The following is a 16,868-nucleotide window of genomic DNA, read 5'->3' as shown; positions in this document are numbered from 1 at the left end:
CTCAACCCCTCCAGCCGCGCGTCAGCAGCCGCGCCAGCAGCTTGTGATATTCGGTGAACAGCGTGCGCAGCGACGGCCGGGTCGGCACGGCATCGGCGATCAGCGCCACGTCCGGGGGCAGCGTCTGCCCCAGTTCGAGCAGCGCGCGGCGCATGTGCCAGTCATTGGTCACCACCCGCAGCGTGCGGATTCGCTGGCCCTTGACCCAGGCTGCCGTTTCATCGGCATTGCTCATCGTATCGGTCGCCTGAAAGCCGAGCGTGACGCAGCACGCCATCCGGGCCGAGTTGACCTTGTATTCGATGGCGAATTCATGCGGTTTCACATCGCGGTCAACGCCGGACACAAACATTCGTTCCGCCCAGCCACGTTCCAGCACTTCCAGCCCGCGCGCCACGCGCCCGCTGCCGCCGGTCAGCACGACCACGCCGTCCGCCCGGCCCGCCCCGACCGGTTGCGGCAGCGCCACCGCGAACCACAGGAACCCCAGGATCCAGCCGATAAGGGCCAGCGAAAGTGCGCGGGCCAGCATCACAGCATCCGCTTCAATGTGCGGATCACGGTGATCCGCGCGGTGACCATGGCGAGCAGCACAAAGCCGGCCGGAACCAGCGCCAGCAGCACCCAGTCGAGCCAGCCCAGTGCGCCGCTGCTGACCAGTCCGGCCCCCAGTTCGGCAAACCGCTGCCCCAGAAACAGCACCACGACCAGCCCCAGCGCCAGCCCGACCGCGCCGCCGCCCGCCGCGTCGAACCCGACCGAGCGCTGGAACACGCGCGCGATCTGCGCATCGGTGCCGCCCAGCAGGTGGACGATCTCGATCGTTTCGCGGTTCGATCCCAGCGCGCTGCGCACCGCCAGCAGCACCGCCGCCGATGTGGCGAAGGCCAGCAGGCCGACCAGCGCGAGTGACAGCCATTGCAGCGAATCGATTGCACTGAACACCGGCTTCAACCAGCTCGATTGCCCATCGACCCGGCCATCGGGCGCGACCTCGCGGACCGCGCGGCGCAGCGCGCCCAGCGTTTCGGCGGTCAGCGGATCGCGCAGCCGCGCATCGACCAGCGCGGGCACGGGAATCGCCTCATCCCCGGCCGCGCGGGTGCCCAGCCACGGCTCGATCAGGCGCTCAACCTCGGCCTGCGAGACCATGTTGGCATCGGCCACACCGGGAATCTGGCGCAGCCGCCCGACCGCCGCCACCGCCTGCCGGTCACGCTCGACCGGGTTGGCGTTGACGATCTGGACCGTCACCCCGCCCGACAGCTCGTCCGCCGCATTGCGCGCGGTGTTGCTGAACGACAGCCCCGCTGCCGCCGCGATCACCGTCAGCGCCACCATGATCGCGATCACCCACGGCATCGGCCCGGACAGCCGTGTCTGCGGGATCAGTTCGCTCTGCCCGGTGCCGGACACCGAGCGCCAGCCCTGCGCCATTGCCGCGTGCACGCCGGCGGGAAGTTGCAGCGCCATCGCCTCAATCCTCCCGTGGCCGCGCGGCGGCGTGCGGGCGCGGGGGATAGCGCAGCGCGCCGGTCGGATCGGACAGCCGCCCCTTGTCCAGCCGCATGATCAGCGAATCCGGGACCTTGCGCAGCAGGTGGACATCGTGGGTGGCGACCACCACGGTCGTCCCCAGCCGGTTCAGCGCCTCGAACAGGCGCAGCAGCTTGATCGCCATGTCGGGATCGACGTTGCCGGTCGGCTCGTCGGCAACCAGCAGTTCCGGCCGCCCGATCACCGCGCGGGCAATCGCCACGCGCTGTTGCTCCCCGCCGGACAGCTGCGCGGGCTGGGCGTGCATCCGGTCGGCGAGGCCAACCCATTCCAGCATGTCGGCAACCGGCTTGGTCAGTTCGCGGTCCGGCACCCCGGCCACGCGCAGCGGCAGCGCGACGTTGTCGAACGCGGAGAAGTGCGGAACCAGCCGGAAATCCTGGAACACCACGCCCAGCCGCCGCCGGAAGCCCGGCAAACGCTCACGCGGCAGGGTAATCGCATCGGTCCCGAACAGCCGGATCATCCCGCGTGACGGGCGCTGCGCCAGATACAGCAGCTTCAGCAGCGACGTCTTGCCCGCGCCGCTCGCCCCGGTCATGAAATAGAATGTGCCGGGATAGAGCGTGAACGACACGTCGCTCAACACCTCGCGGTCCGAGCCATAGCGCAAGCCGACGTTGTCGAACTGGACGATTTCCCCGGTGGCGGTGCTGTTCATCAATCTGGGACCGGTCCGGTGCGAAGTTGCGGGGCGCGTCGGCGCGCCGATGCGTTGAGCGGCTATAGCGACCAATCCATGTGGAAAAAAGGGATTAGCCGCGCAACATTTGCAGCGTAGCGCTTGCCGCGCCGCGTTACATGCTTAACGGTGACGCCATGATTATTTCCTGCCCCGCCTGCTCAACCCGCTATGTCGTCCCCGACAGTGCCGTGGGCGCGGAAGGTCGCACCGTGCGCTGCGCCAAATGCCGCCACAGCTGGTTTCAGGACGGGCCAGACCTGACACCTCCCGTCGCCCGCCCGGAACCGGTGGCAGCGCCTGCCCCGGCCGCTCCGCCTGCGCCTGCGCCAGTTCCGGCGGCAGAACCTGAACCCGCCCCAGCCCGCGCGATGCCCGCCGCGTTCGCTGCCGATCCGGCTGAGCCGGAGCCTGAGCCGGAGGCAGAACCGCTGCCGCCGCCCCCGCCGCTGCGCCGGGACGATGATGCGCCCGCCCGGCCGGTCTTCGCCGATCCGGCCTATGCCTCGGACTTTGACGATAGCCGGTCCAGCTTCGATTACGAACCGCCGTTCCGTCCCCGGCGCAATCCGGCCCGGATGTGGACGCTGGCAGCCGCGCTGTTCGCCGTGGTTGCGCTGGGCGCGGTGGGGGCCACCGCCTGGTATGGCCTGCCAGACTGGATGCCGTTCGCCCGGCCGACCTTTGCCGAAGCCCAGCCGGGCCTGAAGCTCGATTTCCCGGCCAAGCAGCAAGACCGCCGCCAGCTGCCGAACGGCACCTGGTATTTCGGCGTAAACGGCAAAGTGACCAACATCTCGGAAAAATCGCGCAGTGTGCCCACCATCCTGGTGGTGCTGCGCGGCCCGCGCGGGCAGATCGTCCGCACCGCCGAAATCCGTCCGGCCAAGCGCATCCTGGCGCCGGGTGAAAGCGTTTCGGTCAACGAAGCGCTGGTCCCGGTCGAAAAGTCGGCCGTGAAGGCGCAGTTCGGCTGGAAGCCCGGCTGATCCGCCGCGCTATTCGAACTCCACCATGATGATCCGGCTATCAGCGCGCGGGCGCACCTTGCGAACCTGACGCTCAGGCCCGGTCAGCGGGGTGGCGGTTTCAAACCGCAGGATCTCGGCGCTGACAGTCACGGTTGCCGATATGCCGACCGGTGCGCGGCCCACGGCACCCGGAATTGCGCCCGGCGCGGAAACGCTTGCGGCAAGCACGGACAGGAGCAGCGCGAAGGACATGCCCAATGGTGAACGCCGCATTCACCATCCGCACAATGCCGGATTCCGCAGTGTCCCCGCACGGAACAGTGCCGCGCATACAGCTTACCGCCATGTTTACCGGCAACAGCGCTTGCAGCGCCCCATACCCTTTGCTAAGGGCGCGCTCCTACCCCCCCCGGAGCCGCGCTGGCGCTCCGATGATTTAGCGGTCGTGGCGGAATTGGTAGACGCGCAACGTTGAGGTCGTTGTGGGCGAAAGCCCGTGGAAGTTCGAGTCTTCTCGACCGCACCAATCAGTCCGGAATGACTTTCCCTGAAGGGACGCCCAGGCGGCAGCGGGTAGCAACCTGCGGCTGCGTCAGCGCGAGCGCGATCCTGGTAGCCTGTCGGTGGGTCCGCACGGATTCCATGGCTCATCGGCCCGTGCGCCATAACGGCGAGCACGGGAATCACGATGCGGGCAAGCCGGACCATCCCGACACATTGCCCGCCGAGAGGTGTTGCGTCAATTTAGTATAGTGTCCCCGGAATTCGGTGTCCCCGGAATTCGACGAGGAAAATAGAGTCGTAGACTTAAAGCGAACGTTGCCCCAATCGTTCGCAAATCAAATCAACCGTGCCTCCGTCAACGGTCTCGATCATAACCAGCTGGTTGCCAAGGTTTTCTTCAATTATCGGGATGGCGTAGGCCCGTATCTTATCCGAACTACATTCGTAGCCGAACAGCCGGGTCCAAGACTGAAGGGCCATATGGTCATCCAGCAGAGTGGGATTGATCTCCCAAGCTCTCAACTCCAACACGCCTACAGGACTGCGAACGGCGTTTACATACCAATTTCGCACGCCTTCGAAAGTCTGATGAACCGATTGCTCAGGCTGATAGATATCGAAGACCATAGTCCAAGAGGCGTGATCGACTGACCATGCCGCGAGCGTGTAATCATGAAGATCGTTAAATTCGGAACTCAATTCAACCAACTCCTAATTCTCGATATCAGACTTGGACCCCGTGGCTTTGGAGGATCGTCAAGCTGGGGCCGTCGTCCAGTGTCTCGATCCTGATGCGTCGGCTTCTGATCTGGCGCGGGCGATTGCCAGTCATGTCCGTGAGTTTTCTGCTCGATCCGAGGTTGACCGCCTCCATGACCTCGATTGGTTTCTCTCGTCACATTACCATTAGCATCGTAGCTTTTAGATGAAGTTTCACCTCGGAGTGTTTCGTTAGCTGGCCCAGTTACGCCAGGATTTCCGTCCACATTTGAAACCCCGCTCCCAGGCAATATGGCCACCGTTTCATTCACCGTGACGACCAAGGAATCGACAACTGCGTCTTTCGTGTTTCCGAGAGATTCGACTAACTTGCCCTTAGTATCGCTGAGCGAGCCAACAACCTTATCCTTTGTGTCACTGATTGAGGCGCGGACCTTCTCGGCTGTCTCTCCGAGTCGATCCAACAGATCTTTCTCCATCCCCGTCGGATCGATTCCATTAACCGGATCATTCCGGACATAGGCATACCAGTTGATGCCATCGTCATATCCGATGGGATCGGTTTGCATGAACCGGCCGAGGGTGGGCGAGTAGAACCGGGCCTTGTAGTAATAGAGCCCGAGTTCTGCGATCCAAGCCTGGCCAGTGTACTGGAACCGCCCGCTGTTTGCGCTCTGCGGGATTCCATACTCGTCATAACGGTTGGTCGCAATTGAGGTGCCGCTGGCGTCGCTTAGGGCGATCACACTGCCCCGCTCGTCCGCGTGGAGCCAGCGTTTGGTGGTGAGGGTTGAGCCCTCGTACCAGACCACGGGTTCATCATCGCCCGGACCATGGACATAGCGGCGCAGGATGGTTCCCGCAGCGTTGCGCTCGATCACCAGGCGTGGTCCGATATGCTCGAACCTGGTGGTATTTGCGCCCTGGGTTATCCGCGAGAGGCGTCCGGTCGGATCGTAATACAGCATTACTCCGCCGGGGGCGGTCGCAAGCCGGTTCTCGCTGGTGTAAGCGTAGAGGCTACTGCCGGAACTGGTCAGATTGCCGCGCAAATCATAACCCAGCGCCGTCGCCCCGGCTGTGGTCAGCTGGTTGAGGCCATTGACGCCATAATTGCGATTGACGTTATAATGCGCTGTCCAGGCATAGCTGTCGTTGCTGCGGGTCAGAGTCTTGATCTGGCCAGAGGGAATGTAGGCGATTTGGGCGCCTGGCGCAGGACCATTGATCGTCAGATCATTGGCTGTTCCGGCCAGATCCTTTTCGACATAGCGCACCGCCTTCATCAGGTGGGCGTCGTCCATCGGATAGCTGGCAAAGCGCCCCTGGAACAGATAGCCGCGCCATCCCTCGCGAAAGTTGATCCGCCGACTGTAGCGCCGATGTGCTTCGGCAAGGGTCGCCCGCAGGCCGTCGCGCTGGCAGGCACGAGGATCAGGTGAACATGGTTATCCTTCAGGCACCAGGCCAGGCAGCGCGTGCCCTGACCAGCGCAAGCTTCGGCAATCAGCGCAAGGTAGGCCCGCCGATCATCGTCACCGAAGAACACTGGCAACCGGCGGTTGCCACGCTGGGTGACGTGGTGCGCAACCCCGGGAATCACGATGCGGGCAAGCCGGGCCATCCCGATACATTGCCCGCCGAGAGGTGTTGCGTCAATTTAGTATAGTGTCCCCGGAATTACAATCTACAACACCTTCGCAATCCAGCGTCACCTCGTTTCCCGTAAGACCATGCGCATCTTTCGCGCGGCAGCATTTGCCGAATGGAGCGCTGCGTCCGGGGCGTGCGCCTAAATCCTGCCTGATGGGGCGTATCTCGTGCGGTGAGACTAACCTGACAAGACCGCTGCGACCACAAAGGCGCCCCCGACGCAAGCGCCAGCGCTAACTTGGAGCACTCCGGCACCAGAGGAATATGGAGTTGATCTCGTGATAAGCGGCCCCGCTCCTCCGCCTACGCCGGGTCGACGCCGCCTGTACCACCAATCGCAATGCGGCCTCGCGCGGGGTCAATAGTTATTCGGCCACTTAGCGAACCTCCACCACCAGCGGGATAGAGATCACCGCCAACGCCCGCACCAACATTTCCGATCCCGCAAAAAGTATCTATAATACGCTCTGACAATCCCTTTTGCGGCGACCTTATTATTTTTGGAAGTTACTTCCATGGCAATACGCCGGAAGATTGAGATTGTTATATAAATAATATATTAAAGACGCCAAAAATGCAACAAATAAGAAAACAGCAGTAAGCTTTATCCAGCGATTATGGGGGAAAAATTCGCCAGCGGACAAGTCTGCACATAATAAGACGAATGACACTGCCAGAAGATCAGGAATGCTGTGCGCAGCACCCCATGCAATCTGTGGCATGCTCATATTAGGATACGAAGATCCACAATATGTGACTTGCCTATACAGAAACGTGATCAAAATTATGAATGAATAAATCAAAGCTATTGATTTTTTGGATGAGACAATATTCCTCATTTCAACATCCTCCCCGAGATTGTACTCTGAGGTCATCGATTCTGACCTGAATGTCTCGAACCCATTGCTCGTATCTGGCCTGCTGGATTGATGCACCTTTGCCCACCACTAGGGATGCAGCTGCACCAACGGATCCGCCCACCAACCTCCCAAATAGCGTTTGAGGCTTTGCAGCAGCAGCGACACCTGAGGCGCCCAGCAAATCGCCCGTAGCAGCAAACCACCGCGCATCGCTGGCGTACATGTTCTGGTAGCCTTGGAGCGCAGCGGCATCATTCCAAACTGCAGGCGATCCTACATAGGAAGGCAAATTGCGTTTCGCAGCGGCAGAGCGATCGGATAGATACTTACACTCAGGCGTTTGCTCCTTTTGCGGCGCCACAACCAATATATCCCCCGGCAGGCCGCCGCCATCACCTCCACCAGCTGAGTTTTCTGTAATCTCATCAGGGGCAATGTACGTAGGATGCGGATCGCAGCGATATCCTTCACGGCGACGTGAGTCGGGAACGGGCTGCGAACCATTTTTGCAAGTGCCCGGAACGGTCCACAAACCCGTCGGATCGGCAAAATTCACCGGATCGCCGCGTACATAATTATACCAGTTCATCCCATCCCCGTACCCGATGGGATCGGTTTGCATGAACCGACCGAGGGTGGGCGAGTGCATGCGGGCTTTATAGTGGTACATGCCCAGCTCTGGCAACCAGGCCTGGCCGGTGTACTGGAACCGCCCGGCGTTGGTGCCTTGCGGGATGCCGTATTCGTCATAGCGGTTGACCGCCAGCACTGTGCTGCCCTGCCAGTCGCTGCGCAGCAGCCGCTCGGCACTGTCGCTGAACGCGCTGCCCTCCAGCGGATCATATCGCAGTCCGGCAACGTCCTTTCCGACACTTAAAGCTTCCACGTACCGGGATAATCACAAGCCCGTGTATTGTAATTATTCACATAATTCCTATATCTGAATTTGTAGGGGAAATAATATCGTTCTGCGATTTTAATAATGAAAACCGTTGATATTATTTATTTTTTGGCGCTCGAACACCTTCTGATGCGCCGGTCCTGCTGCTATTCAAGGAATTTATCATGAAAAATTACATCATTATGGCGATGGCCGCTCCGTTGGTGCTTGGTGCGTGTTCCAGCACCGGGTCGTCGTCGATGGACGTGGGTCAGCGCATTTCAGAGCGTGGCAGCACGATCGGCAGTTATGGCGCGGCGTGGTCGGACGGCCAGCGGGACGTCAAGCAGGGCCAGCGGCTGATCGACAAGGGCAGCAGCAGTTCCATCAATGCCGAGAAACAACTGGCCCGGGCGCGCGCCGACATGATCAAGGCTGAAGAACAGCTGCGCAAGGCCCAAGTGGCAAAAGCCGAGGGCGAACGCCTGATCGCGGACGGCACGGCGCAGATGCAGCAGGCTGAATCCGCCTACACCGCGGTCCGGGTCGGGCCGCCGGCAGTGGGCACCGATCCCCGCAACTGATGCCTGCCCGCCGCCACGCACCCGAACCGTGGCGGACCAGACCTTCCCGCCGCTCTGCCAGAGCGCAACAGGATACCAACCATGCTCCACGTCGATGTTCCCTCGCTTAGCGAATTGCGCACCCTGATCGCAGTCCGGGCCGATGCTGCGGTTTCGATCTATCTTCCGACCACCCCGCACGGCCAGCATTCCGATGCCAGCCGGATCCTGCTGGGCAACCTGCTGAAAGATGCACTCGCGCAGCTCGACGCCGAAGAGTTCGACAAGCGGCGGCGCGCCACGCTGGAAGAGCACGTCCAGGCGCTGCGCGAGGACGACGATTTCTGGCAGATGCAAGCGCACTCGCTGGCGATCCTGGCGACGCCCGACACGGTCCGCACGTTCCGCCTGGCGACCAGCGTGCATGAACTGGCCGCCGTATCGGATCGCTACCACCTGACCCCGCTGCTGCGCGCGGTCGCCTTTTCCCAGCACGCCTATGTGCTGGCGCTGTCCGAGAACGCGGTGCGCCTGATCGAAATCTTTGCTGATGCGCCGCCGGTGGTGATCAAGGTTGCCGGCCTGCCCACCAGCGCCGCTGCGGCGGCTGGCAAGGCGTCGATCAACAACCTTACCCAGAACACCCGGATTGCCAATGCGGAAGGCCAGACGTTCCTCCTGCGCGCGTTCGCCCGTAAGGTGGACGCCGCCCTGCGACCCGTCCTGTCCGGGCGTGATACCCCGCTTATTCTGGCGGCGGCCGATCCGCTGGCCGCGATCTTTCGCGGGCTGGCCAGTGCGCCGGGCCTGATCGCGGAGGGCATTTCTGCCAGTCCCGACCGGCTGACCGACGCTGAACTGGCCGAAGTCAGCCGCCCGATCCTGGATGCACACTATGCCGCCGATATTGCTGCGGCGCTTGATCTGCACGCCCAGCGTGCGGGTGAAGGCCGCGCCACCACCGATCTGGCCCATGCTGCCCGCGCCGCCGCGCAGGGCGCAATCGAATTGCTGCTGGTCGATATCGACGCCAACCAGCCCGGCACCATGGACGATGATGGCAACATCACCGTGGCCGACGCTGGCGCCGCCAGCTATGACCTGATCGACGAACTGGCGGGCCGGGCGCTGGCCACGGGTGCCCGCGTCATGGGTGTGCGCGGTACCGATCTGCCAGCGGGTGCGGCGCTTGCGGCTGTGCTGCGTTACAAACTCTGACTACCGGATGCGGCCCCGCCCGATGGGGCCGCCCCTCCTGCGGGGAGTATCAATCCGCTCTGGCGCAATCGATACAGGTGGCAACCGAGGGGTTATGCTCCAGCCGGGCCCGCGCGATTGGCTCACCGCATTTCAGGCAAGAGCCGAACTCATCGGCATCGATCCGGCGCAGCGCGGCTTCGATCGCCGCCTGTTCGGACTGCCGCCGCCGGGCCTGCGCCAGCGCCATCGCCTGAACCTGCATCGCGTCGATCCGCGACAGCCGCCCGACACTCTCCTGATCGAGCGTAACCGGCGCACGATCAGCCGCTGAAATCCGGTCCTCTTCGCGCAGTTCGTCGCGCCGCGACGAGAGCGTCTGGCGAAAGCGGACAAGATCGACGGTCATGTTACCGAACCAACAAAACCGGCACGTGAACAGTGCGGATCATCGTCGTCGTGGTGCTGCCGACGATCAGCGTGCGGATCGGCGAGTGCCCATAGGCGCCCATCACCAGCATCGCGCCCGGTGTCTGTTCGACCACCCCGGCGATCACGGCTTCGGGCTTGCCGCGCTCGATCGTGGTCATGATCGCCCGGTCCGCGCCCAGCCGCGCCGCAGCATCGTTCAGCGCGCGGCGATGCGCGTCATTATCGGTATCGGCCATCACGATGTTGATCGGCAACCCCGTGAACAAGGTGGATTCGGCCAGACGCCCCAGCGCGCGCCCGGCCGCCGGGCTGGCGTCATAGGCGAACACGATGCTGCGCGGCTCGACATACGTGCGTGAGGCGACCAGCACGGGTTTGGTGCTGGCCCGCACGACCCGTTCCAGCTTGGACCCGATGTGGCCGCTGGCAAATTCGTGGGATGCGCCGCGCTTGCCGATAATCACCACCCGCGCGCCCTCTTCGCGTTCCAGGATGGTTTCCACGATCCCGCCGTGGCGATGCAGCGTGCGCACATCGAATGCGCCGCCTGCGCGCAGCCGCTGTTCCCCGGCGGCGAGCAGCACCCGGCCGCGTTCGACCTTGAGCCTGGCATCGGCGGCTTCCAGATTGACCAGTTCTTCCATCAGGCTGGTTTTCACGCCCAGGCCGATCGCCCCGGACAGATCACCGCGCGCGGTCACCGCATCGCTGCGCTGCACCACGTGTAGCAGTTCAACCGGCATGGCCAGCCGCTGCGAAGCCCAGGCGGCCAGATCGCAGACGCTGTCGGCATAGCTGGACGCATCGATACAGGCGAGGACGTGTTCCATGAGCGTGACCCTCTCAGTGTGTGCCAAGCCCGGCTTCGGCACCCGGCTTGTCGTGAATTGCAAAGCGACTGACCATCGCGGCGCTGGCTGCGTTCAGCCCGATAACGTCCACCTCGGTCCCTTCGCGGCGGAACTTCAGGATCGCCTTGTCGAGCGTCCCCACGGCCGAGATATCCCAGAAATGGGCGCGTGACACGTCGATCACGACCCGGTCCAGCACTTCCTTGAAGTCAAACGCTTCGACGAAGCTGTCTGTCGAGGCGAAGAAGACCTGGCCCGACACCTGATAGTGGCGGGTCAGGCCATCGGCCGAAAGCTGCGATTCCACGGTGAAGATCCGCTTGACCTTGCTGGCAAAGAACAGCCCCGACAGAACCACGCCCGCCAGCACGCCCTGCGCCAGATCGTGCGTCCAGACCACGATCACCACGGTCACCACCATCACCACCGACGACTGCCAGGGATGGCGGCGAATGTCGCGGATCGACTGCCATGAGAATGTGCCGATCGACACCATGATCATCACGGCCACCAGCGCCGCCATCGGAATGATCGCCACCAGCGATCCCAGAACCAGGATCAGGAACAGCAGGAACGATCCGGCCACGAAGGTCGACAGCCGGGTCAGACCGCCCGACTTCACGTTGATCACCGACTGGCCGATCATCGCGCAGCCGCCCATCCCGCCCAGGAAGCCGGTGAAGAAGTTGGCAATCCCCTGCCCCTTCATCTCGCGCTGCTTGTCCGACGGGGTGTCGGTCAGATCATCGACGATCTGGGAGGTCATCATCGATTCCAGCAGCCCGACCGCCGCCATGGTCAGCGAAAACGGCAGGATGATCTGCAAGGTTTCCAGCGTGAACGGCACGTTGGGGATCAGCCATACGGGCAGCGATGACGGCAATTCGCCCATGTCACCCACCGTGCGGACATCGAACCCGGTATAATAGACCAGCCCGGTCAGCACCGCGATGGCCACCAATGGTGATGGCACGGCGCGGGTCAGATAGGGGAACAGGTAGATGATCGCCAGACCGCCCGCGACCAGCGCATACGTCAGCAACGGCACGTTCATCAGTTCCGGCAACTGCGCCAGGAAAATCAGGATGGCCAGTGCATTGACGAACCCGGTGATGACCGAGCGCGAGACATACTGCATCAGCAGGTTCAGCCGCAGGAAGCCAGCGATGACCTGGATCACCCCCATCAGCACCGTCGCTGCGAACAGGTAATCGATGCCGTGGTCGCGGACGAGTGGCACAACCAGCACGGCCACAGCCGCCGTGGCCGCCGAGATCATCCCCGGCCGTCCGCCGACCAGCGCGATGATCACCGCAATCGAGAACGAGGCATACAGCCCGACGCGCGGATCGACCCCGGCAATGATCGAAAAGCCGATCGCTTCGGGAATAAGCGCCAGCGCAACGACGATCCCGGCCAGGATATCCCCGCGCGGATTGGAGGACCATTCGTGCTTGATGGTTGCAAAATTGGGCATGAGTGACCTTGTGCGATACCGCTGTGACGCAGCTTCCGTAACGCCGGGCCTGCCAGCAGGACGGGTTCGGTGTGCGCAGCGGAAAGGGAAAGGTTATCCCGGGGATAGGCGCCGGGCCGAGCCACCCGGCAGGGCCGGGTCCGGTGAATTGGGCAGCGGGTAGATCATACCCGCGCGGGCAGCAAGCGCGAACCGCGCGGCTGCGCGCGGCGGCGGCCTGACTCCGGCTCAATTGAATATTGATCTGGCCGCAGGGCTGGCGCAGGGCTGGGGCATGACGGACACACACACAGACACAATCCGCGCGGGCGGATTGCCGATCACCCGCGCCGAACTGCTGGCGCGGGTTGAGCGCACTGCGGCAGGGCTGATCGCGGTGGGGGTAACGCCGGGCGAGCGGGTGGCGCTGATCCTGCCGAACTGCCTTGCATTTGTGGAAATCACGCTGGCGGCGGGGCGCATCGGCGCGTTCGTCGTGCCGATCAACTGGCACTTCAAGCCGGGCGAGATCGAATACCTGCTGGATGACAGCACCCCGCGAGCGCTGTTCGTGGCCGATACGCTGGCGACATCGCTGCCCGGCAGCTGGCAAGGCCGGGTGCCGGTGTTCGCAGTTGCGGAGCCGGAGCAGGCGCAGGCCCAACCTGATCATGCCCTGCCTGATTATGCGACATGGCGTGACAGTTTCGCGCCGTGCGCCCTCCCCCGGCAGGTCGCGCCGGGCAGCATTGTCTATACGTCCGGCACCACCGGCCGGCCCAAGGGGGTGCAGCGCGTTCCCGCCACACCCGACCAGCAGGACCGGATGCAGGCGCTGCGGGCCGCGATGTATCAGCTCACCCCGGACAGCCGGGTTGCGATCCCCGGCCCGCTCTATCATGCGTTCCCCAATCAGCTGGCGCTGTACGCGGCAATGACCGCGCAGCATGTTGAAATCATGCCCCGGTTCGACCCGGAAGCGTTCCTGGCGCTGATCGAGCGCGAGCGGATCACCTCGGTCGGTCTGGCCCCGATCATGTTCGTGCGGCTGCTGCGCCTCCCAGCCGCAACCCGCCGCGCCTATGACCTGTCATCGCTGCGCTGGGCGATCCATGCCGGCGGACCGTGCGCGGCAGACGTCAAGCGCGCGATGATCGACTGGTGGGGGCCGGTGATTGCCGAATACTATGGCGGCACGGAATCCGGCCCGCTGACGCTGTGCGACAGTGCGCAGTGGCTGGCCCATCCGGGCACCTGCGGCAAGCCGGTCGACGGCGCGGAACTGCGGATCATCGGCCCGGACGGGCTGGATGTGCCGCGCGGAGCGCCGGGCGAGATCTTTGGCCGCCTGCGCCACTACCCCGATTTCATCTATCGCGGCGATCCGGCCAAGCGCGCCGAAGTCGCGCTGGGCGACCTCGTGACGCTGGGCGACGTCGGCTATCAGGATGCCGACGGCTTCCTGTATCTGTACGACCGGGTGCGCGACATGGTCGTATCGGGCGGCGTCAACATCTACCCCGCCGAAGTCGAAGGGGCGCTGTTCGGACTGGAAGGCGTGGACGATTGCGCGGTCATCGGCGTGCCGGATAGCGAGTACGGCGAGCGTCTGGTCGCGCTGGTCAGCGGCACGGCGCTTGATCCCCGGACCCTGCGCGAGCAACTGAAAGAGCGGATTGCCGGATACAAGGTTCCGCGCGAAATCGTGATTGTTGCGGCGCTGGAGCGCGATGCATCGGGCAAGCTGCGCAAGGCCGCCCTGCGCGAGCGGTTCCTGGCCGAACGCGCGGAATATGTCCCCGCCGCCTAGCGCACCATGTGCGCGTGGGTGATTGCCACAGCCAGCGCGTCCGCCGCGTCGGCCCCGGCCAGTTTGACCCCCGGCAGCAGCACTTTCAGCATCGCCTGAACTTGCGCCTTTTCGGCCCCGCCGGTCCCGACCACGGCCTTCTTGATCAGCCGCGTGGCATACTCGGCGACGGGCAGTCCGGCCCGCGCGAGCGTGAGCAGGCACACCCCGCGCGCCTGCCCAAGTTTGAGCGTAGACTGCGGATTCTTGTTCATGAACACTTCCTCGACCGCGCTGGTATCGGGCCGGTAGTGCAGGATCACATCGGTCAGTTCCCGGTCCAGCGTGACCAGCCGGTCCGGCAATGACATGCTGCTGTCGGTCTTGACCTGACCGTTGGCAATATGGCTCAGCCGGGTGCCCACTTTCGCCACGATGCCCCAGCCAGTGCAGGTCAGTGACGGGTCGAGGCCGATGATCAGCATGTCACAGCCGCAGCCCCAGCCGCGGGCCGACCTGCATCATCAGCAGATACAGCGCGATGGTCAGCGCGCACCCGGCGGCCAGCGCGATCCAGAAGGAAACGCCGCCCCGCAGCAGGGCCGGGATCACCAGGAACATCGGCAGCGAGGGCAGCACATACCAGAACGTCGCTTCGGAATAGGCCGCCATGTTTTCGGCATCCGGGCGCTGCTGCCACAGCAGTATCATGCCCAGCACCGCCACCAGCGGCAACGACGCCACCAGCGCGCCCAGCGTGGGCAGCCGCTTGCCGATTTCGGCGATCGCAACAATCAGCGCGCCAGACAGCAGCGCCTTGGCGATCAGGCCGAGCATGTCAGCCCAGCTGCTCCATCACCGCGTCGGGGATTTCATAGTTCCCCCACACGGCCTGAACGTCATCGTCATCGTCGAGCACGTCGATCAGCTTGAGCAGGGTCCGGGCGGTGTCTTCATCGACTTCGACCTTGAGGCCGGGCTTCCACGCCAGCTTCACGCCTTCCGCTTCGCCCAGCGCCTTTTCCAGTTCGCGCGCGACGGGGTGGAGGTTTTCGATCGCGACCCAGATCGCGTGGCTGTCATCGTCGCTTTCAACGTCGTCCGCGCCGGCTTCGATCGCGGCTTCCAGCACCTTGTCCTCGTCGCCAGCCTTGCCGGGATACTCGATCAGGCCCAGCCGGTCGAACCCGTGGCTGACCGCGCCGGACGCGCCCAGGTTCCCGCCGTTCTTGGCAAAGGCGGTGCGGACGTTGGTGGCGGTGCGGTTGCGGTTGTCGGTCAGCGCCTCGACGATCAGCGCGACGCCGCCGGGGCCATAGCCTTCATAGCGCACTTCTTCGTAATTTTCCGCGTCGCCCTTGCTCGCCTTGTCGATGGCGCGCTGGATGTTGTCCTTGGGCATCGACTGCGCCTTGGCCGCGTTGACGGCGGCGCGCAGGCGCGGGTTCATGTCCGGATCGGGCATGCCCATCTTGGCAGCGACGGTGATTTCGCGGCTGAGCTTGGAAAACTGCGCCGAGCGCTTCTTATCCTGCGCACCCTTGCGGTGCATGATGTTCTTGAATTTGGAATGGCCTGCCATGGAAACGCCGTCAGCTAGGGGTGGATTTGGCCCGCCCCTAGCCGGTTAGACGCGATCAGACAACCACGGCAGTGCCCGAACAGCTGACCATCAGCATCGAGCCGTTGGCGCCGAGCACTTCGTAATCGATATCGACGCCGATCACGGCATTGCCGCCCAGCGCGGTGGCCTGGGCTTCCATTTCTTCGAGCGCCTGCTTGCGGGCGCGGGCCAGCACGTCTTCATAGCTGCCCGAACGCCCGCCGACGATGTCGCGCACGCTGGCGAACAGATCGCGGAAAATGTTCGCGCCGACGATCACTTCGCCGGTGACGATGCCGTAATACTGCTGGACCGGGCGGCCCTCGATCGCGTTGGTGGTGGTGGAAATCATCGCAGGCGGCTCCTCTGGTGGATCAGTTCCCCAAGATTAGGAGCCGCCCGGCGTATTTCCAGCGGTAATTGTCAGTCGATGCCCAGCGCGGCTTTGTAAGTGTCGAGGATCATGTCCATTTCGCGGCGGTCGTCGGGCTTCATCTTCCGCAGCCGGACAATCTGGCGCATGATCTTGGCGTCATAGCCGACCGCCTTGGCTTCGCCGTAGACGTCCTTGATGTCGTCCTGAATGCCCTTCTTTTCCTCTTCCAGACGCTCAACGCGTTCGATCAGCAGGCGCAGGCGGTCGTCGGTGTTTTCGGCCATCGGGAAATTCTCCGGGAAAAAAGCAGCAGGATGAATCGGTTGCAGGCCCTCTAGCCGGGGGCGGGGATTCGGGCAAAGCGAGGGCTGTGGAAATCCGGGATCAGTGCCAAAATCAATGATCGTTCAGTTTCAGGCTGGCTTCCATCCGTGCGAGTTGCTCCGGCGTGGCCTGGGTCTGGAACCGTTCCTTCCATTCATCGAACGCCATGCCGTGGATCACGGCGCGCGCGCCGGCCTTGTCCAGCGGCGCGCCGGCATCGACGATCCAGTCGGCCAGACAGTTGCGGCAAAAGCCCGACAGGCCCATCAGATCGATGTTCTGCGCGTCATGGCGCTGCCTTAAATGGCGCACAAGACGGCGAAACGCGGCGGCGGCAACCGCGTCATCGAGTGCATCCAGGGGATCTGCGGGGGCCGCATTCGTATTTTCGGAACAGCTCATGGGGTAGGTCCTTGGGTTTTCAGCCGCGCTTTGCCATAGGGGCAGGCG

The 16,868-nt window shown here is 63.5% G+C and carries 21 protein-coding genes, 1 tRNA gene and 1 other annotated feature; of the genes, 5 read left to right on the top strand and 17 right to left on the bottom strand.

The genetic code is table 11. The features are described from left to right. Position 1: 1 nt before the first annotated feature. From Q8Q53_RS14845 to ftsE, 3 genes are read right to left on the bottom strand one after another with little or no spacing between them, the layout of a single operon-like run. The gene (locus tag Q8Q53_RS14845) at positions 2–532 is read right to left on the bottom strand and encodes a YdcF family protein (protein ID WP_305702564.1); all 531 of its coding nucleotides are present in this window, start codon (positions 530–532) and stop codon (positions 2–4) included. Next, positions 532–1,473, bottom strand: coding sequence for an ABC transporter permease (locus tag Q8Q53_RS14840; RefSeq protein WP_305702563.1), 942 nt, complete (start codon positions 1,471–1,473; stop codon positions 532–534). The genes Q8Q53_RS14845 and Q8Q53_RS14840 overlap by 1 nt, the downstream gene beginning before the upstream one ends. Before the next feature lie 4 nt (positions 1,474–1,477). Beyond that, positions 1,478–2,218 (bottom strand): cell division ATP-binding protein FtsE, encoded by a 741-nt coding sequence (gene ftsE, locus Q8Q53_RS14835; RefSeq protein ID WP_305702562.1) that lies wholly within the window; start codon positions 2,216–2,218, stop codon positions 1,478–1,480. Positions 2,219–2,376: 158 nt separating this feature from the next. On the opposite strand from ftsE, the gene Q8Q53_RS14830 reads away from it, so the two are divergent. Next, the gene (locus Q8Q53_RS14830) at positions 2,377–3,228 is read left to right on the top strand and encodes a zinc-ribbon domain-containing protein (protein WP_305702561.1); all 852 of its coding nucleotides are present in this window, start codon (positions 2,377–2,379) and stop codon (positions 3,226–3,228) included. Between the two features lie 9 nt (positions 3,229–3,237). On the opposite strand, the gene Q8Q53_RS14825 is transcribed toward Q8Q53_RS14830, so the two are convergent. Further along, positions 3,238–3,462, bottom strand: coding sequence for a hypothetical protein (locus Q8Q53_RS14825; RefSeq protein ID WP_305702560.1), 225 nt, complete (start codon positions 3,460–3,462; stop codon positions 3,238–3,240). Between the two features lie 187 nt (positions 3,463–3,649). On the opposite strand from Q8Q53_RS14825, the gene Q8Q53_RS14820 reads away from it, so the two are divergent. Further along, positions 3,650–3,736 (top strand) — tRNA-Leu (locus tag Q8Q53_RS14820). 281 nt (positions 3,737–4,017) lie between these two features. Here Q8Q53_RS14820 and Q8Q53_RS14815 read toward each other — a convergent pair. The 4 genes from Q8Q53_RS14815 to Q8Q53_RS14800 form a co-directional block, all read right to left on the bottom strand. Further along, entirely contained in the window at positions 4,018–4,413 is a 396-nt protein-coding gene (locus Q8Q53_RS14815; protein WP_305702559.1) for a hypothetical protein, read from the bottom strand. Beyond that, the gene (locus Q8Q53_RS14810; protein WP_305702558.1) at positions 4,410–5,738 is read right to left on the bottom strand and encodes an RHS repeat-associated core domain-containing protein; all 1,329 of its coding nucleotides are present in this window, start codon (positions 5,736–5,738) and stop codon (positions 4,410–4,412) included. The genes Q8Q53_RS14815 and Q8Q53_RS14810 overlap by 4 nt, the downstream gene beginning before the upstream one ends. Continuing rightward, on the bottom strand, positions 5,720–6,058 hold the full coding sequence (locus tag Q8Q53_RS14805; protein WP_305702557.1) for a transposase: 339 nt from the start codon (positions 6,056–6,058) through the stop codon (positions 5,720–5,722). Before Q8Q53_RS14805 ends, Q8Q53_RS14810 begins: the two co-directional genes overlap by 19 nt. 869 nt (positions 6,059–6,927) lie before the next feature. Then, positions 6,928–7,833 carry an RHS repeat-associated core domain-containing protein gene (locus Q8Q53_RS14800; protein WP_305702556.1) on the bottom strand — a complete coding sequence of 302 codons (906 nt, stop codon included), beginning with the start codon at positions 7,831–7,833 and terminating at the stop codon, positions 6,928–6,930. 179 nt (positions 7,834–8,012) lie between these two features. Between Q8Q53_RS14800 and Q8Q53_RS14795 the strand changes: the two genes are divergently transcribed. Together Q8Q53_RS14795 and Q8Q53_RS14790 are read left to right on the top strand one after the other, a co-directional pair. Further along, entirely contained in the window at positions 8,013–8,411 is a 399-nt protein-coding gene (locus tag Q8Q53_RS14795; protein ID WP_305702555.1) for a hypothetical protein, read from the top strand. Between the two features lie 81 nt (positions 8,412–8,492). Then, positions 8,493–9,608, top strand: a complete 1,116-nt coding sequence (locus Q8Q53_RS14790; protein ID WP_305702554.1) for a hypothetical protein — start codon at positions 8,493–8,495, stop codon at positions 9,606–9,608. Between the two features lie 49 nt (positions 9,609–9,657). On the opposite strand, the gene Q8Q53_RS14785 is transcribed toward Q8Q53_RS14790, so the two are convergent. The 3 genes from Q8Q53_RS14785 to Q8Q53_RS14775 are packed head-to-tail and all read right to left on the bottom strand — an operon-like array spanning position 9,658 to position 12,347. Beyond that, on the bottom strand, positions 9,658–9,996 hold the full coding sequence (locus Q8Q53_RS14785) for a TraR/DksA C4-type zinc finger protein (protein ID WP_305702553.1): 339 nt from the start codon (positions 9,994–9,996) through the stop codon (positions 9,658–9,660). A gap of 1 nt (position 9,997) precedes the next feature. Beyond that, positions 9,998–10,876 carry a universal stress protein gene (locus Q8Q53_RS14780; RefSeq protein WP_305702552.1) on the bottom strand — a complete coding sequence of 293 codons (879 nt, stop codon included), beginning with the start codon at positions 10,874–10,876 and terminating at the stop codon, positions 9,998–10,000. Then, on the bottom strand, positions 10,863–12,347 hold the full coding sequence (locus Q8Q53_RS14775) for a SulP family inorganic anion transporter (protein WP_305702551.1): 1,485 nt from the start codon (positions 12,345–12,347) through the stop codon (positions 10,863–10,865). Before Q8Q53_RS14775 ends, Q8Q53_RS14780 begins: the two co-directional genes overlap by 14 nt. A 91-nt stretch (positions 12,348–12,438) precedes the next feature. Further along, positions 12,439–12,492: a sequence feature (sul1 is cis-regulatory element that is thought to sense ions involved in sulfur or methionine metabolism; They are found in Alphaproteobacteria), on the bottom strand. 129 nt (positions 12,493–12,621) lie between these two features. Here Q8Q53_RS14775 and Q8Q53_RS14770 point away from each other — a divergent pair. After that, complete coding sequence (locus tag Q8Q53_RS14770) at positions 12,622–14,136, top strand: AMP-binding protein (protein ID WP_305702550.1); 1,515 nt, start codon at positions 12,622–12,624, stop codon at positions 14,134–14,136. Here the strand turns inward: Q8Q53_RS14770 and ruvC are convergent. The 6 genes from ruvC to Q8Q53_RS14740 all read right to left on the bottom strand — a co-directional run bounded on the left by ruvC (position 14,133) and on the right by Q8Q53_RS14740 (position 16,820). Next, the gene (gene ruvC, locus Q8Q53_RS14765) at positions 14,133–14,600 is read right to left on the bottom strand and encodes a crossover junction endodeoxyribonuclease RuvC (protein ID WP_305702549.1); all 468 of its coding nucleotides are present in this window, start codon (positions 14,598–14,600) and stop codon (positions 14,133–14,135) included. The two genes, Q8Q53_RS14770 and ruvC, sit on opposite strands and share 4 nt — an antisense overlap. Position 14,601: 1 nt before the next feature. Continuing rightward, positions 14,602–14,952 carry a DUF3147 family protein gene (locus Q8Q53_RS14760; RefSeq protein ID WP_305702548.1) on the bottom strand — a complete coding sequence of 117 codons (351 nt, stop codon included), beginning with the start codon at positions 14,950–14,952 and terminating at the stop codon, positions 14,602–14,604. Between the two features lies 1 nt (position 14,953). Continuing rightward, entirely contained in the window at positions 14,954–15,697 is a 744-nt protein-coding gene (locus tag Q8Q53_RS14755; RefSeq protein ID WP_305702547.1) for a YebC/PmpR family DNA-binding transcriptional regulator, read from the bottom strand. Between the two features lie 55 nt (positions 15,698–15,752). After that, on the bottom strand, positions 15,753–16,070 hold the full coding sequence (locus tag Q8Q53_RS14750; RefSeq protein WP_305702546.1) for a heavy metal-binding domain-containing protein: 318 nt from the start codon (positions 16,068–16,070) through the stop codon (positions 15,753–15,755). Positions 16,071–16,141: 71 nt separating this feature from the next. After that, a complete protein-coding gene (locus Q8Q53_RS14745; protein WP_305702545.1) occupies positions 16,142–16,378 on the bottom strand; it encodes a DUF2312 domain-containing protein in 237 nt (78 codons plus the stop codon). 112 nt (positions 16,379–16,490) lie between these two features. Then, entirely contained in the window at positions 16,491–16,820 is a 330-nt protein-coding gene (locus tag Q8Q53_RS14740; protein ID WP_305702544.1) for a DUF1244 domain-containing protein, read from the bottom strand. Positions 16,821–16,868: the final 48 nt, after the last annotated feature.

The sequence above is a fragment of the Novosphingobium sp. genome, assembly GCF_030699305.1.
Lineage (GTDB): Bacteria > Pseudomonadota > Alphaproteobacteria > Sphingomonadales > Sphingomonadaceae > Novosphingobium.
This window is presented reverse-complemented; position numbering and strand designations above follow the sequence as displayed.

What these genes read in the sequence shown, in the direction of transcription:
- Q8Q53_RS14845 (WP_305702564.1), bottom strand. Translation starts at nt 532, where the DNA reads ATGCTGGCCCGCGCACTTTCGCTGGCCCTTATCGGCTGGATCCTGGGG.
- Q8Q53_RS14840 (WP_305702563.1), bottom strand. Translation starts at nt 1,473, where the DNA reads ATGGCGCTGCAACTTCCCGCCGGCGTGCACGCGGCAATGGCGCAGGGC.
- ftsE (WP_305702562.1), bottom strand. Translation starts at nt 2,218, where the DNA reads ATGAACAGCACCGCCACCGGGGAAATCGTCCAGTTCGACAACGTCGGC.
- Q8Q53_RS14830 (WP_305702561.1), top strand. Translation starts at nt 2,377, where the DNA reads ATGATTATTTCCTGCCCCGCCTGCTCAACCCGCTATGTCGTCCCCGAC.
- Q8Q53_RS14825 (WP_305702560.1), bottom strand. Translation starts at nt 3,462, where the DNA reads ATGTCCTTCGCGCTGCTCCTGTCCGTGCTTGCCGCAAGCGTTTCCGCG.
- Q8Q53_RS14810 (WP_305702558.1), bottom strand. Translation starts at nt 5,738, where the DNA reads ATGGACGACGCCCACCTGATGAAGGCGGTGCGCTATGTCGAAAAGGAT.
- Q8Q53_RS14805 (WP_305702557.1), bottom strand. Translation starts at nt 6,058, where the DNA reads ATGGCCCGGCTTGCCCGCATCGTGATTCCCGGGGTTGCGCACCACGTC.
- Q8Q53_RS14795 (WP_305702555.1), top strand. Translation starts at nt 8,013, where the DNA reads ATGAAAAATTACATCATTATGGCGATGGCCGCTCCGTTGGTGCTTGGT.
- Q8Q53_RS14790 (WP_305702554.1), top strand. Translation starts at nt 8,493, where the DNA reads ATGCTCCACGTCGATGTTCCCTCGCTTAGCGAATTGCGCACCCTGATC.
- Q8Q53_RS14785 (WP_305702553.1), bottom strand. Translation starts at nt 9,996, where the DNA reads ATGACCGTCGATCTTGTCCGCTTTCGCCAGACGCTCTCGTCGCGGCGC.
- Q8Q53_RS14775 (WP_305702551.1), bottom strand. Translation starts at nt 12,347, where the DNA reads ATGCCCAATTTTGCAACCATCAAGCACGAATGGTCCTCCAATCCGCGC.
- Q8Q53_RS14770 (WP_305702550.1), top strand. Translation starts at nt 12,622, where the DNA reads ATGACGGACACACACACAGACACAATCCGCGCGGGCGGATTGCCGATC.
- ruvC (WP_305702549.1), bottom strand. Translation starts at nt 14,600, where the DNA reads ATGCTGATCATCGGCCTCGACCCGTCACTGACCTGCACTGGCTGGGGC.
- Q8Q53_RS14760 (WP_305702548.1), bottom strand. Translation starts at nt 14,952, where the DNA reads ATGCTCGGCCTGATCGCCAAGGCGCTGCTGTCTGGCGCGCTGATTGTT.
- Q8Q53_RS14755 (WP_305702547.1), bottom strand. Translation starts at nt 15,697, where the DNA reads ATGGCAGGCCATTCCAAATTCAAGAACATCATGCACCGCAAGGGTGCG.
- Q8Q53_RS14750 (WP_305702546.1), bottom strand. Translation starts at nt 16,070, where the DNA reads ATGATTTCCACCACCACCAACGCGATCGAGGGCCGCCCGGTCCAGCAG.
- Q8Q53_RS14745 (WP_305702545.1), bottom strand. Translation starts at nt 16,378, where the DNA reads ATGGCCGAAAACACCGACGACCGCCTGCGCCTGCTGATCGAACGCGTT.
- Q8Q53_RS14740 (WP_305702544.1), bottom strand. Translation starts at nt 16,820, where the DNA reads ATGAGCTGTTCCGAAAATACGAATGCGGCCCCCGCAGATCCCCTGGAT.